The 15828-nt window shown below is 42.7% G+C and carries 17 protein-coding genes; 15 read left to right on the forward strand and 2 right to left on the reverse strand.

Going from position 1 to position 15828, the window contains the following annotated elements; all coding sequences use genetic code 11:
- From G2999_RS10360 to envZ, 3 genes are all read left to right on the forward strand, one after another.
- On the forward strand, positions 1-730 hold a 730-nt coding region (locus tag G2999_RS10360), incomplete at its 5' end, for a phosphoribulokinase (RefSeq protein WP_010181447.1).
- A 124-nt stretch (positions 731-854) separates the two neighbouring features.
- The gene (gene ompR, locus G2999_RS10365; RefSeq protein ID WP_010181448.1) at positions 855-1580 is read left to right on the forward strand and encodes a two-component system response regulator OmpR; all 726 of its coding nucleotides are present in this window, start codon (positions 855-857) and stop codon (positions 1578-1580) included.
- A 12-nt stretch (positions 1581-1592) separates the two neighbouring features.
- Entirely contained in the window at positions 1593-2894 is a 1302-nt protein-coding gene (gene envZ / locus G2999_RS10370; protein ID WP_010181449.1) for a two-component system sensor histidine kinase EnvZ, read from the forward strand.
- A gap of 29 nt (positions 2895-2923) precedes the next feature.
- On the opposite strand, the gene hslO is transcribed toward envZ, so the two are convergent.
- Positions 2924-3829 carry an Hsp33 family molecular chaperone HslO gene (hslO, locus tag G2999_RS10375; RefSeq protein ID WP_010181450.1) on the reverse strand — a complete coding sequence of 302 codons (906 nt, stop codon included), beginning with the start codon at positions 3827-3829 and terminating at the stop codon, positions 2924-2926.
- Positions 3830-3869: 40 nt separating this feature from the next.
- On the reverse strand, positions 3870-4247 hold the full coding sequence (gene hslR / locus G2999_RS10380; protein ID WP_010181451.1) for a ribosome-associated heat shock protein Hsp15: 378 nt from the start codon (positions 4245-4247) through the stop codon (positions 3870-3872).
- A gap of 140 nt (positions 4248-4387) precedes the next feature.
- Here hslR and gspC point away from each other — a divergent pair, with 140 nt between their 5' ends.
- The 12 genes from gspC to G2999_RS10440 are packed head-to-tail and all read left to right on the forward strand — an operon-like array spanning position 4388 to position 15771.
- Entirely contained in the window at positions 4388-5308 is a 921-nt protein-coding gene (gene gspC, locus G2999_RS10385) for a type II secretion system protein GspC (RefSeq protein WP_010181452.1), read from the forward strand.
- A 42-nt stretch (positions 5309-5350) separates the two neighbouring features.
- Positions 5351-7432, forward strand: coding sequence for a type II secretion system secretin GspD (gene gspD, locus G2999_RS10390; protein ID WP_010181453.1), 2082 nt, complete (start codon positions 5351-5353; stop codon positions 7430-7432).
- A gap of 11 nt (positions 7433-7443) precedes the next feature.
- Positions 7444-8892, forward strand: coding sequence for a type II secretion system ATPase GspE (gene gspE / locus G2999_RS10395; protein WP_010181454.1), 1449 nt, complete (start codon positions 7444-7446; stop codon positions 8890-8892).
- A 6-nt stretch (positions 8893-8898) separates the two neighbouring features.
- Positions 8899-10125: a type II secretion system inner membrane protein GspF gene (gene gspF, locus G2999_RS10400; protein ID WP_010181455.1), complete on the forward strand. Its 1227-nt coding sequence runs from the start codon at positions 8899-8901 to the stop codon at positions 10123-10125.
- The gene (gspG, locus tag G2999_RS10405; RefSeq protein ID WP_010181456.1) at positions 10125-10553 is read left to right on the forward strand and encodes a type II secretion system major pseudopilin GspG; all 429 of its coding nucleotides are present in this window, start codon (positions 10125-10127) and stop codon (positions 10551-10553) included. The genes gspF and gspG overlap by 1 nt, the downstream gene beginning before the upstream one ends.
- Positions 10554-10571: 18 nt before the next feature.
- Entirely contained in the window at positions 10572-11189 is a 618-nt protein-coding gene (gene gspH / locus G2999_RS10410; RefSeq protein ID WP_029257523.1) for a type II secretion system minor pseudopilin GspH, read from the forward strand.
- Positions 11186-11584, forward strand: a complete 399-nt coding sequence (gene gspI, locus G2999_RS10415; protein WP_010181458.1) for a type II secretion system minor pseudopilin GspI — start codon at positions 11186-11188, stop codon at positions 11582-11584. Before gspH ends, gspI begins: the two co-directional genes overlap by 4 nt.
- Positions 11584-12303, forward strand: a complete 720-nt coding sequence (gspJ, locus tag G2999_RS12365; RefSeq protein WP_010181460.1) for a type II secretion system minor pseudopilin GspJ — start codon at positions 11584-11586, stop codon at positions 12301-12303. Before gspI ends, gspJ begins: the two co-directional genes overlap by 1 nt.
- Complete coding sequence (gspK, locus tag G2999_RS10425; protein ID WP_010181462.1) at positions 12300-13289, forward strand: type II secretion system minor pseudopilin GspK; 990 nt, start codon at positions 12300-12302, stop codon at positions 13287-13289. Before gspJ ends, gspK begins: the two co-directional genes overlap by 4 nt.
- A gap of 3 nt (positions 13290-13292) precedes the next feature.
- Positions 13293-14528, forward strand: a complete 1236-nt coding sequence (gene gspL / locus G2999_RS10430) for a type II secretion system protein GspL (RefSeq protein ID WP_010181465.1) — start codon at positions 13293-13295, stop codon at positions 14526-14528.
- Between the two features lie 5 nt (positions 14529-14533).
- Positions 14534-15019: a type II secretion system protein GspM gene (gspM, locus tag G2999_RS10435; RefSeq protein WP_010181466.1), complete on the forward strand. Its 486-nt coding sequence runs from the start codon at positions 14534-14536 to the stop codon at positions 15017-15019.
- On the forward strand, positions 15016-15771 hold the full coding sequence (locus G2999_RS10440; protein ID WP_010181468.1) for a type II secretion system protein N: 756 nt from the start codon (positions 15016-15018) through the stop codon (positions 15769-15771). The genes gspM and G2999_RS10440 overlap by 4 nt, the downstream gene beginning before the upstream one ends.
- Positions 15772-15828 lie beyond the last annotated feature (57 nt).

Consider the following 15828-nt stretch of genomic DNA (forward strand, 5'->3'; position numbering starts at 1 on the left):
CGCCCAAGACCAAGGTAAGCATATTAGTTATTTTGGCCCTATTGCTAATGATTTCGAGCTACTTGAAAATCTCTTTACTCAATATGCCAACGATGGCTCTGGGCAATACCGTCAGTATTTACATACTTTTGATGAAGCCGTTCCTTTTAATCAAATGCCTGGTACATTTACACCATGGCAAGACCTACCAACAAATACTGATTTATTGTTTTATGAAGGGTTACATGGAGGGATCGCGACGGAAGATCACAACGTCGCTAAGCATGTCGATTTACTCGTGGGCATGGTACCGATAGTTAATTTAGAGTGGATTCAAAAAATTGTGCGTGACACCACTGATCGAGGCCATAGCCGCGAAGCGGTAATGAGTAGCATTGTTAGATCATTGGATGATTACTTCCAATATATCACCCCACAATTTTCACAAACACATGTTAACTTCCAACGCGTACCAACGGTCGATACCTCTAATCCCTTTAGTGCTAGAGAGATCCCAAGCCAAGATGAAAGCTTTGTCGTTGTGCGTTTCCGCCAAGAAATGACCAATGTTGACTACCCTTACCTCCTTAAAATGATTGATGGTTCGTTTATGTCGCGCATGAACACTATCGTCGTTCCGGGTGGCAAAATGGGATTAGCAATGGAATTGATATTAACCCCATTAATTGAAGACATTTTAGAAGCTAAACGTCGTTCAAGAATCCAAATGGATTGGGTCCAAGATCAATAACATTTGAGATTATTTCTTAGACAAACTTTGTAACATCATCCAAGTATAGATTTACATAAAATCATTTGGCTTTTTAATCACTTACATTATAGTGTATGAATAAATGATGACGGAGTATGTGTATATGGGTCAGGAAACATCTAAAATTCTAGTAGTCGACGATGACATGCGGTTACGTAGTTTATTGGAACGTTATCTTGTTGAACAAGGTTTCCAAGTTCGTTCTGCAGCAAACGCCGAACAAATGGACCGCTTACTCGAACGCGAAAACTTCCATTTAATTGTCCTTGATCTAATGCTTCCAGGTGAAGATGGGTTGTCAATCTGTCGTCGTTTGCGTCAAAAGGAAAATACAATTCCTATTATTATGTTGACGGCTAAAGGAGATGAAATAGACCGTATCATAGGGCTTGAAATGGGGGCCGATGACTATCTGCCAAAACCATTCAATCCACGTGAATTACTAGCCCGAGCCAAAGCTGTTCTTAGACGAAAATCAGCCGAAGCGCCTGGAGCTCCCTCTCAAGCAGAGCAAATTGTTGAATTTGCGCACTATAAATTAAATTTAGCTACTCGCGAAATGTCAGCAGATGGTAAACCGATGACATTAACCAGCGGCGAGTTTGCAGTACTTAAATCATTAGTGACACACCCCCGTGAACCGTTATCACGGGACAAACTAATGAATCTTGCTCGCGGTCGTGATTACGGAGCCTTAGAGCGAAGCATCGATGTTCAGGTATCACGTCTGCGTCGAATGCTAGAACAAGATCCTACTAATCCACGTTATATTCAAACTGTCTGGGGATTAGGCTACGTCTTTGTTCCAGATGGTTCAGATGTAAGCTAGTACTAGCAAACTATGAGATTATTTCCGCAAAGTGCCTTTGGCCAAACGGTATTATTGGTAGGTGTACTGCTATTAATAAACCAAGTGGTATCTTATTTATCGGTGACTTATTATTTTATTCAGCCTAGTTATCAACAAATTAATTCCTTAGTCGCCACCCAAGTTGACACCATTTTTGACCAAGATATCGTAACAGTCCCCAAACGCCGAGCACGCTTTACGCAGCGAACTGGCATTGAATTTTACAGTAATAGTGAAGCTGTTTTAAAAGGATTAAATAACGCGACCTACTACCGGTTTATGTCCAATCAAATTGCAGAAGAACTTGGTGGAAAGACAGACGTTCGTTTGAGCACTCACATACCTTATCGCATTTGGATAAATCCACCCCAAAATCCTGAAATATGGATCGTTATACCTATGCCCGGAGTAGGTGAAACTAACTTTTCACCTTTAACCGTCATTCTGTTAGTGATCGGTATATTAAGCGTGATTGGTGGTTATATCTTTGTCCTAAGAATGACACGACCTTTACGAGCCTTACAAATTGCAGCCAAAGAAGTAGGACAAGGTGAGTTCCCTGAACCCATCGAACCCTCTGGCGCGAGTGAGATGAAAGCAGTGACGCAAGCATTTAATCAAATGTCTAGTAGTATCAAGCGCTTAGAGCAAGATAGAAATCTTATGACAGCGGGTATATCGCATGATTTACGCACTCCACTCACCCGTATACGCTTAGCAACTGAAATGATTGATGAGCAGCATGAATGGGTCAAAGAGGGAATTGTCCAAGATATTGAAGATATGAACGATATTATCGATCAATTTATTAATTACGCTCGACAAGATCGAGAAGAACAGCGCGAAACAGTGAATCTCAATACAATTATTGAAGAAGTTGTTCAAGCTCGACATTTTGATGATCACCATACCATTGCACAGCGACTAAACCCTCTTCCCGAGATCAGTTTACGGCGTGTTGCTATCAAACGGGTGTTGGATAATTTAATTGAGAATGCCTTCCGCTATGGATCTGATCATTTGGAAATATATACTGGATTCTCCGCTAAGGAAAAACGCATTATTTGCCATATTCGTGATTTTGGTACAGGGATCCCTGAAGAGCAACTACCTAACTTACTCCAACCCTTTACCCAAGGGGACCGTGCTCGAGGGAGTTCAGGTTCAGGCTTAGGGCTTGCCATTATTAAACGCATAATCGATATGCATCATGGCGAAGTAGCCTTTACAAATCACCCTGAAGGAGGACTGTTAGTGGTATTTAAATTACCACTAACCGATTCTATTACCTAAGTTTGGCTATCCATTAATACATTATTCGCTTATTGGGCTGTTTTACTCGCATCAGGATCAAATCCTGAATGAATCGTTTCCACATCCATAGCATCAAACACATAATCGGTATGACAGAATTGGCAATTCATCTTGATAGCACCTTCTTCAGCAATGATACTAAGAAGTTCTTCTTTCGCTATATTTTGTAATGCGCCAATAGTGCTCTCGCGTGAACAATGACATTCAAATTTGACATCAGCAGGCGTAAATACTTCGACTTCTTCTTGGTGATATAAGCGATACATTACATCATTCGCTTCGAGTGAAAATAACTCTTCGGCTTTTAACGTATCAGTTAACGCCGCAATATGACCAAACTCGGTTGATTCAGCAACGTTTGTCGCTTCACTTGAAGTCGGTAAGACTTGCAATAAAGTACCGCCTGCCATTGGCTTCTCGCCCTGTTGAGCAAATAAACGCACTTGTGTCATAAGCTGCTCTGATTGCAGGAAATATTCTTCAATACAAGCCGCTAAGCTATCTTGATCCAATCCAACAATTCCTTGATAACGCTCACCATCTTTCGGGGTGATAGTGATCACTAGATAACCTTTGCTAAATAGCGCACTAAATGACTCCGGTAATTCAGTTAACGTCTCGTCCCAACGCGCTACACCGCGAAGTTTCAAATCATGGGTACCATTGACGACAGCATACTTAACAATGCCCTCGGATTGGATTTGCAAACCAATCTCACCTTCAAACTTTAACGTTGCATTAAGTAACGCAGTGGCTGCCATTAGCTCGCCTAATAACGTTTGAATGACAGGAGGGTAAGCATAGGAATCCAAAATATGCTGATAAGTAGATTTTAACTGAACCAACTCTCCACGCACGTTGGCTTGGTTAAATAAAAATCGTTGGAGTTGGTCAACACTGGCAATCTCAGACATAACAGGTTCTCTTAAATTAGTTACACCCTATATAAGGGCATTATTGGTGTTTTAAATGAATTATTTGTCGGCGCTGTTTTTTATCGGGTTTGCTGTCAGGCTTTGGACTATGAAAAGCCGATAATTTTCGTGCCTCAGCATTGCGCTCACGCTTTTCAATACTCTCAAGTGTCTCTTCATACATTCCTAAAACTAAGGCTGCCGAACGTCGTTTATCGAATATTTCACGGATAACCAGTTCTTTTGTATCAAATCCCGCAGGTACTTTTAACGTCGCGTTTAACTCTACAATTTTACTTGGCTTGGTTCGCTGTCCATTATAATGGATTTTACCTGCCTGCACAGCTTCACGTGCATTTGCACGCGTTTTAAATAACCTTGCAGCCCATAGCCATTTATCAATTCGGACATTTTCCATTCATTACTACACTTACTGATATATTAAGTTATAAAAAATTAATGTGGACACTGTATATTTTACCCTATTCAGCGTATATTCATACATTCGGAAAGATACTATCATTTCAAAACTGCAGTTTACATTTTACAATAAGAATAATGACGACACATCAACTTAATTTTCAAGCATTCTTAAACGTGCTTAACCAACCAAAAAACAAGGTATTATTGAAGACCTTGGCGTTGATGCTATTGTTCATTTATATCATATTTGCATTAGCGAATATGGTTTGGCAAATTGCTCCCTCTCCAGCATCACCGACAATTCCTCTTCAAGTAACGCAAAAACAAGGTGGCACTCCTGTTCAGACCAACAGCATTAACGATTTGATCGCGTTGAACATTTTTGGTGAAGCTGACAAAATAACTGCGCAACCGATATCAACGGTGACCGATGCGCCCGAAACTAAACTCAATTTGGTACTCACCGGTGTTGTCGCATCTACCACTGAAGACGATGGGGCAGCGATTATCGCCAACCGCAACAAACAAAACACCTACGGTATTGGCGACAAAATCGAAGGGACACAAGCAACCCTTAATCGGGTTTTTGCCGACCGCGTTATTATTAGTAATCGTGGAACGAAAGAAACGTTAATGCTCGATGGTATCGATTTTAGCAAAATGTCATCATCATCGAGCTCGGTAAATGACACCGTATTTTTCCCTGCCAATACCAGTATACCTAAAAGCGTAGTCAAACAAGTTGAAGGTCCCAGTGCAGATAGCATTGCGCAATTACGGGCGGCACCAGAAAAATTCATTGATTTCATCAAAGTTGCTCCTGTAAGAGAGGACGATGAACTACGAGGCTATCGCGTTAGCCCTGGCAAAGAAACAGCCTTATTTAACGATTCAGGATTAAAAGCCGGTGATATCATTACGTATATTAACGGTTTAGATTTAACGCAGCCGCGCGAAGCGGTGCAAGCCATGCAAGCCTTACGAGAAGCAGATAGCTTAGAGTTAACATTGCTACGCAACGATCAACCCATGACGTTATCACTCTCGTTACCATAACGATGACGTCTTTAGGTGAACACATCACAAGGTATTATGTTTATGTTGTCTAATTTGGTTTCACATTGTAAAACTGTCTCTATTGCAAGCGTACTTTCGTTTGCTATTTTTGCTGCGGTAATCCCAGTATCGACAACATCCTTTGTTGTCCAGGCAGCTCAATATTCCCCTAATTTTAAAAATACCGATATCAATGAATTCATTGCAATTGTCGGTAAAAATTTACAACGCACCATTATTGTTGATCCCAATGTCCGCGGAAAAATCTCGGTGCGTAGTTATGATTTACTCGATGAAGAACAGTATTACCAGTTCTTTTTAAACGTACTCCAAGTCTATGACTTTGCGGTAGTTGAAATGCCTAATGGTATCCTTAAAGTGATCCGTTCCAAGGATGCCAAAAGCTCAAACCTACCAGTCGTCGAAGGTAACATCCCTAATGGCGATGAAATGATTACCCGTGTCATCCCTGTGTATAACGTTCCCGTTCGCGAGTTAACACCTTTACTGCGCCAGCTTAATGACAGTGCTGGTGGTGGTAACGTCGTCAGCCATGACGCATCAAACGTCATGATGTTGACCGGTCGTGCTGCCGTCATAAATCGTCTAGTTGAAATCATAGAACGTGTCGATAGAGCCGGTGACGAAGAAGTAGAAATCGTGAAACTTAAGTACGCATCTGCATCGGAAATGGTACGTATCATTGAAAGTATCAATAAATCTCAAGGCAAGGCTGCACAAACTAGTGCCAAATCTGAGCCTCGCGTAGTTGCTGATGATCGAACTAATTCTGTGATAGTCAGTGGTGATGTCAAAGCACGTCAACGCTTAATTAATCTTATCACCCGCATGGATCAAGAACTTGAAACTAGCGGAAATACTCGTGTTATCTTCTTAAATTACGCCAAAGCGGATGATTTGGTCAAAGTCCTAAAAGGCGTCTCTGAGAGTATCCAAGCTGAAGAAAAAGGGACATCTAGTAATTCACGCTCAAAAAATGCAAACACTCGCGATGTCAGCATTGATGCGCATGAAGATTCAAATTCTCTCGTCATCACTGCTGAACCAGACATGATGCGTTCACTTGAGGAAGTTATTCGTCAACTCGATGTCCGCCGTGCTCAAGTACAAGTAGAAGCCATTATCGTTGAAGTCTTTGAAGGTGATGGCACCACATTAGGGGTACAACTTGTCTCTGAAGAAGGTGGTGGCACTCAGTTTACCAATGGCGTTGCCGGGGTCGGCTCTTTAGGGGTAGCTCTGCGTCAAGCAGAAGATCGTGAAGTAAACCGCTCAACTACTGCGCAAGATGGCTCTGCGGTGCAAGCGATAGATACGATTGAAGGTGATTTTACCGCATTGGCAAATATCCTTGGCGGCGCTAACGGCATGATTGCAGGTATTATTGAAAATGGTTGGGGTGCCGTTGTCCAAGCAGTATCCACCGACACTAACTCCAATATCTTAGCAACTCCACATTTAACCACGATGGATAATGAAGAAGCCTTTTTCATTGTGGGCCAAGAAGTCCCTATTATTACGGGTACTAGCACCGGCTCAAATAATTCGAATCCTTTCCAAACAGTCGACCGCCAAGAAGTGGGCATCAAACTTAAGGTCACGCCGCAAATCAATGAAGGAGATGCGGTACAATTATTGATCGAACAAGAAGTCTCTAGCGTGTCAGGTGCAACTTCTGTCGATATTTCAATTAATAAACGTGAAATTAAAACCACTGTCATTGTTGATGACGGCGGTACTATCGTTCTCGGCGGCTTGATTGATGAAGATGTCCAAGAAAGTGTCTCAAAAGTCCCATTACTCGGGGACATTCCGTTTGTCGGTCACTTATTCAAAACCACGACGTCCAGTAAACGCAAACGAAACTTAATGGTCTTTTTGCGCCCAACGATTGTGCGTGATGGCGTGACCATGAACGAAATTTCTCATCGTAAATATAACTTTATCCGAGCTGAACAGCTCAAGCGTCAAGCTGATGGAATCCCTTTAATGCCTAATTCAAAAGGGCCAAGTTTGCCAGAGTGGAACGATGCGCTCACTTTACCACCATCATTTGAAGATTATTTGATGGAAAAAGATAAGCAAACGAAAGAGAATAACTAAGGCGGCTGCATATGGACATTTCATTTAGCTTTGCCAAACGTCATCAGGTGTTGCTCGATCCGGTAGCTCCTACTGTTTTTTATACCGCGGATACAGACTTAACTGTATTTGCTGAAATTCGTCGTGTATTTGGGCAAGGCTTTAATTTAGAACAAGTTGCCAGCGATAAATTTGAGACTCTGCTGACCACTTTTTACCAGCGTGATTCATCTGAAGCTAAACAGCTAATGGAAGACCTAGGTAATGAAAGTGACCTATTTGCTCTTGCAGAAGATCTTCCCGATACCGAAGACTTACTCGATAGTGAAGATGATGCCCCTATCATTAAACTGATTAACGCAATGCTAGGCGAAGCGATTAAAGAGGGTGCTTCAGACATACATATCGAAACGTTTGAAAATCAGCTTGTTGTGCGCTTCAGAGTCGATGGCGTACTAAGAGAAATTTTAAAACCGAATCGTAAAATGTCTTCAATGCTTGTGTCCAGAATCAAGGTCATGGCAAAACTTGATATTGCTGAAAAACGTGTCCCACAAGATGGCCGCATTTCATTAAAAATTGCAGGCCGCGCAGTTGATGTCAGGGTGTCCACCATGCCTTCTAGTCATGGCGAGCGTGTGGTATTACGTTTATTAGATAAAAACAATGCTCGTTTAAACCTTGAAGATTTAGGCATGACGGAAGCTAACCGTGATGTTTTCTCCGAGCTTATCCGTAAACCCCATGGCATTATACTTGTCACAGGTCCTACCGGCTCGGGTAAATCCACCACCTTATATGCTGGGTTAACGGAGATTAACTCCAAAGACCGGAATATTTTGACCGTCGAAGATCCCATTGAATTTGATTTACAAGGCATTGGACAAACTCAAGTTAATACACGAGTCGATATGACCTTTGCTCGCGGTTTACGCGCAATTTTACGTCAAGATCCTGATGTGGTCATGATTGGTGAGATACGTGACTTAGAAACTGCACAAATCGCCGTTCAAGCGAGTTTGACTGGTCACTTAGTCTTATCGACTTTGCACACCAATACTGCTGCCGGCGCCATTACTCGTCTTGAAGACATGGGAATTGAGTCATTTCTTCTCTCATCAAGTTTACTCGCGGTACTATCGCAACGTTTAGTACGTACCTTATGTAACGACTGTAAACAGCCTCATGAAGCAACGACTACAGAATGTGAAGTATTAGGTATTAGCGCTCCGCGCACCATTTACTCGCCGGGTGATTGTGTATCATGTAATCACACTGGATATCGTGGTCGTACTGGTATTCATGAATTGCTTAAAGTAGATGATTCAGTGCGAGAGATCATGCATAGTGGTAAAGGCGAACAAGCTATCGAAAAGCATATCCGCGCACATACACCGAGTATACGTGGTGATGGTATCGATAAAGTTTTGAGCGGCGAGACTTCTTTAGAAGAAGTCCTGCGCGTGACGCGTGAGGAATAAGCGATAATGGCCGCGTTTGCATTTGAAGCAGTCAATGCCAAAGGCAAGACCCAAAAAGGGGTACTTGAAGGCGATAATGCGCGTCAAATTCGCCAACAACTGCGGGAACAAAAACTCATCCCAGTGACTGTCGAACAAGTTAAAGAACAAGCAAAGAAAAGCTCAACCTCCTTTGAATTTACTTTCTTCAAGCCACGTATCTCTGCTAGCGAACTTTCCTTACTCACGCGTCAATTAGCGACCTTAGTAGAAGCTTCATTACCAATCGAAGAAGCGTTACTTGCAGTTGCTGAACAAAGTGAAAAACCGCGCCAAAAAAACATGATGATGGCAGTACGTTCAAAAGTCGTAGAAGGGTTTGGTCTAGCCGAAGCACTCGGAGATTTTCCAAGTGTATTTGATACTTTATTTATCGCAATGGTCGCGGCAGGTGAAAAATCGGGTCATCTAGATATCGTCTTAAACCGATTAGCAGACTACACCGAAAATCGAGAAAAAACGCGTAGCCAAGTGGTTCAAGCGATGATTTATCCTGCACTCATGATGTTTTTTGCTGTAGCGATTACCGTATTATTACTCACTGTGGTCGTCCCTAAAATCGTAACCCAATTTCAGCACATGGGCCAAGGTTTACCCCCGATTACTCAGCTAGTTATGGATATCTCAACTTTCCTGCAAGCCTCTTGGATGTGGGTGGTGGGCTTATTAATCCTCGGTGTGATTGTTGCGCAACGTGCACTTGCTGTACCTGCTATGCAACTGCGCTTTCACAAATGGCTCTTAGGAGTCCCTTTGTTAGGTAAAGTGAACCGCGGTTTAAATACGGCTCGGTTTGCCCGCACACTATCGATTTTGACTGCCAGTGCGGTACCTTTATTAGAAGCAATGAAAATTGCTAGCGATGTATTACTTAACCGTCATATCAAAGCCCAAGTCGCTGAATCAGCGGTTATGGTCAAAGAAGGCGCAAGCCTCAGGGCGGCACTAGATAAAACAAAAATGTTCCCACCCATGATGATGCACATGATTGCATCCGGTGAACGCTCTGGTGAATTACAACAAATGTTAGCACGGGCAGCCGATAATCAAGACCGTGAATTTGAATCTTTGGTCAGCGTGTCACTCAAAGTATTTGAGCCATTGTTGATCGTTTCCATGGCCGGCATAGTGCTGTTTATTGTACTGGCTATCCTCCAACCTATAATTGCACTTAATAGTATGGTGAATATGTAATGAAAAAGTCAGCGGGTTTTACCCTTATCGAAGTAATGGTCGTATTAGTGATCATCGGGATCATGGCCTCAATGGTTGTGCCTCAGATCCTTGGCAATCAAGAAGAAGCTCAGCTCAAAAAGGCCGCTATAGATATCCAAACTTTAGAAGGTGCGATGCAAATGTATAAGCTCAATAACAATCGCTTCCCTACTACTGAACAAGGACTAGAAGCTTTAGTCACCGAGCCTACTGTTGATCCTATTCCACGTGCATATCGCGAAGGTGGCTACATTCAACGCCTACCAACCGACCCTTGGGGTAATGATTACCAACTCATCTCTCCAGGAGAAGTCAGTGCGGTCGATATCTTTTCTAATGGTCCTGATATGGAACCCGGTACAGATGATGACATCGGTACCTGGAACCTGAATGACTACTTAAATTAAACTGATTTAATTTAGCCCATGCTATCACGCCAACGTTCATCCGGATTCACGCTGATCGAAATTATGTTAGTGCTGGTGATTATGGGTTTAGTGGCTGGCTATGTCGTGGTGAATGCCTTCGGTAATGACCCTCAAGATAAGCTTAAAAGTGAAGCTCAACGCTTTCATGCGGTGGCAACATTAGCCTCTGATTTCGCTGTCTTAAACCAAATGGAATTTGGACTGGTGATTGATGATAAACGCAATTCTTATAAGTTCGTATTCTTAGACGACAATGATGAATGGGTAGATGTGCCTGAAAATCAAGCTTTTGTAGAGCGTGAGCTACCGGAAGAAATGGTGATGACATTAGTACTCGATGGTTTTGAGTGGGCATCTGAGGAATCGCTTTTTTCCAGTGGTTCATTGTTCGATGAACAACTGTCGGTCGCCAATGACAGCGTACAAATTGGCAATGAAGAAGATATTCCACCGCCTCCCCCTCAAGTAATGTTCCTTTCTAGCGGTGATTTAACCGAATTTACCTTACAGTTTGCGTTTTTTGATCCTGTCATCTCTGATGCTCAGTTTACTGTGAGTTCTAAAGGATACTTACCGTTAATCAATGACATTGCGCTGTTGGAAGATGCATCATGAGTATTGTGTCAATTAGGCGTCAACATGGTATGACGTTAATCGAAGTCATGGTCGCCTTACTAATTTTCGGTTTAACCGGTACGGCTGTCATGAAAGCAGCAACCGAAAACCTATCTAGTGTTAATCAACTACAAGACATTACATTTGCGACCTTTGTTGCGAATAACCGCCTTGCTCAATTGCACCTCGAACAAGAGTGGCCCATCCGTAATAATCAAAAAGGTGACATGGAAATGGCAGAAGTGACTTGGTATTGGCAACAAACCGTCACTAAAACCCAAGAAGACGACTTAGTACAAGTGCGTATTAGTGTCGCAGTCGATGCCGAATATCAGCAAATGGTGACAGATGTCGTCAGCTTTTTTGGTAAACCTTCGACCTCAGGAGGTCGTTAATGCGCGCGCCAACCTCCGCACATGGATTTACCCTAATCGAGATCTTAGTAGCAATCTTGATATTCTCCTTAATCGCTTCAGCATCGACTGCGGTGCTCAATAATGTTATCCAAGCTTCAGAGCAGTCCACTGCGAGTATTGAGCGTTTACAAATGTTGCAACGGGCTATGACTACTATGGAACGAGACTTACTTCAAGCAGTCAATCGTCCACCTCGAATAGATGGCGTAGAAGAAAATACTATTGTTTTTCGTGGTGGTGCAGGCGAAATGGACAGTACCCATGATGGTGTTAGTTTTGTCCGTAATGGCTGGCATAATCCCATGTGGCGTCTGCCTCGTTCAAACATGCAAGGGGTAGCGTATCGACTCAATGATGAGCAAGTGTTAGAGCGTTTGCATACCACCTTTGTAGATAATGATTCAGGTGTGGAACCTAAAATTAGGCCGTTATTGACCGGTGTTACTGATTTAAATATCGAATTTATGCGCTCTAAAAATGCGCGCAATGAGATTTCATGGGATGAAACGTATACCAACAGTAGCGTGCCCAAAGGTGTCGCAGTAGAGATCACCACCGAGGATTTTGGCCTGATCCGACGCGAATTTGCACTATTAGATCCGCCAGTCATTGTCTCTACAACTAACACCGCCACCGGCTCAGATAGTGATTCTCCTCGTCAAAACAGCCCTACCGCTAATCAAGGAGGCACAGAGTGAACGCGCCTCATCAACAACAACGCGGCATGGCATTGTTAATTGTGCTGTTTATCGTGGCATTAGTCAGTGTACTTGCTACTGAGATGGGCTCACGTTTGCAACTTCAAGTTCAACGTGTCGCGAATATCAAAGATAATAACCAAGCTTATTGGTATAGTATTGGAGCAGAAGCCTTTGCAATGCTATCCATAAAAGATTTATATGAGTTAGATGACGGCATGATCCACGCGAATCAACCATGGGCAGTGCCTTTAGTCTATCCTATTGAAAACGGGCAAATTACCGCGACTATTGCTGATGCTCAAGCTTGCTTTAATATTAATGCATTATCTAAAAAACCGGATAGTAATAATGAGCTCGGCGCTGACCGTCCCTCATTAGAAATGGATGCGTTCAATGCGTTAATCCGTGAACTTACTAATGGGGATACTTATGCAGCAGATGTATTCATGGATTCCATTGTGGATTATTTGGATGAAGATACCATTGCCCGCACGAACGGGGCGGAAGACAATACCTACTTAGGCAAATCTCATCCATATCTAAGCGCGAATACCTTACTAAGTGAAGTCTCTGAACTGCGCCTGATCAATGGCGTCAATATCGAGTGGTTTGAAGCATTATTAGAATATGTCTGCGTACTGCCAAATAATCCTAATCTGTTAGTCAATGTAAATTCACTCACCACTGATGATGCGATTTTGCTTGCAGCATTAACGGGTTTATCGACATCAGATGCGCAGTCATTGATCGAATCACGGCCAGAAAATGGCTATGAGAATCCAGCCGATTTTTTTGGTGAATCCGAGATGACAGGGTTATCATTACCCAAATCACAAATGGCATGGTTTGATACCACGACAGAGTATTTTACCTTAACCACAATAACTCAGTATAATAATACTCAATTCGCTTTGACTAGCTTGTTACATGTTGCAAAACAAGAAGATGTCAGTGTATTACAACGTACTTTTGGGAGACGGTAGCACGTGGAAAAACTCATACTTCGCTTAGGCGCAGATGCTCAAACGCCAATTGATTGGGCGATTTGGCAGACCACAGAACGTACGATTCTAGCATCTGGGGTGTTACCTGATGCTGATGCCTTAGCCTCTTTACAAGAACGTGCTGCTGGTCGTCCTGTAACGGTACTAGTACCCTCTACTGAGGTCCTGTTAAAGCGTGTTGACCTACCACCAGGCGCATCTCGCAAAGTCATTCAGTCAATTGGTTTTATGCTCGAAGATGATGTAGCAACCGATATTGATGAACAGTTTATTGCACTTGGCCCTAAGCAAGGCGATCAACAAGCTGTAGCGATTGTTGCGCATCATACCATGAGGCAATGGCTTGATTGGCTTACCACCGCGAATTTACATTGCGATATCATGTTACCGGATGTACTTGCATTACCTCTTGCACCGGTCACTGCTGTGGAAGAAGACCTAGAACCCGCTGCAACAGCTAGTATCATAACCATTCGTGATCAGGTTCTCCTTCGTGATAGTGCATGGTCAGGGTTTTGTGGAGAAAGCGATTGGGTAATACCGGTTGTATCTTCATATTTTAACGCTCAGTCAGGGCCTATTTCACTCACGCAATACACCACTGATGATGCATTTAGCAGTCATCAAAAAGTACAAACGGTCACCGCCGAACTTGAACTTCCTATGCATGTATTGGCTGATGGAATAGCCACTCACAGTTTTAATTTTAATTTGTGCCAAGGCCAATACCAACAACGCAAACGTAGCTCTGGTCAGTGGCAATATTGGCGCAGTGTAGCCGCAGTGGCTGTGATCGCTTTGACATTAGGTCTCATCGATAAAGGCTTAACGATTTCACAATTAGCGGCTCAAAATGAAACACTAAGTAACCAAATCAAAGCCGATATCCAGTCAGGATTCCCTAATATTGGCACCTATCGGGATGCGCGCAGAGCCATCACACAATATGTAAAACGTATAGATAATATGGGCAGCGGATCATCAGCTGTCGATATGCTAGCTAATTTAACGAGTGCATTTGCCAATTCCGAAATTAAAGCTCAGTCACTGAAATTCAATGATGACCGCAGTGAATTAAGGATACAAGCGCAAGCCAAAGCATTCTCTGATTTGGAAACCTTCAAACAACAAGCCCAAGCGGCAGGTTACACCGTCGAAGACGGCGCGATTAATAATCGTAATAATCTGGTCATTGGCACATTGACCATTAAAGGATAATCGCAATGAATAAACAAGCACTTAGCGATTGGTTTTCTCAGCTTGCCCCTCGTGAGCAAGCATTGTTAAAAGTAGGCAGTGTCATTCTTATTATAGCGGGGTTTTATGGGCTTGTTTGGGCGCCTATGAATGCCAGTATAGAACGTGAAACTAAGTTACTTGCTCAACAACAAGCTCTTTCTACCTGGGTCGTGCAACAACAAGCGAAAGTACTACAGTTTCGCCGTCAGGGACCGGGAAAAGCAACCCTAAAGGGTTCACTAGTCCAAGCGGTCAACCAAACCGCTCGCGCCAGTAACATTACCCTCACGCGCATGCAACCCAACAATGACGAAGTGCAAGTATGGATAGATGAAGTAGGTTTTAACACGCTCATGACGTGGTTAGGCAGCTTAGACACCACCGGCGTTAGAGTGCTACAAGTCGACATTACTGAGGCTGGTGCGCCGGGTAATGTGAAAGTAAGACGATTACAATTAGGAAAGTCATGAAGTTACGTATTTTATCGATATTCGGATTTTTAGCGGTATTTGCAGTGTTGCTAATAGCGACTATGCCTGCAAAACAGGTTATTTACCGGATTAATTTTCCTTCCGATATGGGATTATATGAAGTCTCAGGGACAATTTGGGAAGGCCGTGCAGCGAGTGCATTGGTGCATAATCAAATCCTAAATAATGTCACCTGGGATTTATCTTTTTGGCGCTTACTCACGGGTCAAGCTCATCTTACTATTAACACCAACAAACGTAATCCTGTTGGGTTAAATGGAACTGTCACTCTTGGATTAGTATCACGTCAACTCGAAATATATGATCTAGCAATACGTCTTCCTGCGGAAGTCATTTTCGCTCAAATTCCACTCCCAGTTCCAGTTATTGGTAAAGGGACAGTAACTATTGACATAGGCTCCGGCAGTTTTGACCTCACACAACCTATTCCAATTTGTTTAGACTTAGACGCACAAGGTGCATGGAACAATGCCGGAGTACTAGCCTCAAACGGAATGGTCAATTTAGATCAATTTGATGCTACTGTTAAATGCACTAACGAACAATATCGCGTTGTTGTAAATGAACCTAATGGCTTAGGTTTGTCCTTTGTTGCCACTGGTAATAATCCGCAAAATTTATCGGTGAATGGGAAATTTAAACTGCCTGCGTCATTACCTGAAGATATGCAACGCGTCGGTGAGTTTTTAGGTCAACCTGATGCAACAGGGTATACGAATTTTACTTGGTAAGTATTAACATTAGACTCTAATATCAGCAAAATTTACAAAAAGTGTGTAAATTTTGCA

Origin of the sequence: Glaciecola sp. HTCC2999 (assembly GCF_000155775.1) — a bacterium.
Lineage (GTDB): Bacteria > Pseudomonadota > Gammaproteobacteria > Enterobacterales > Alteromonadaceae > Opacimonas.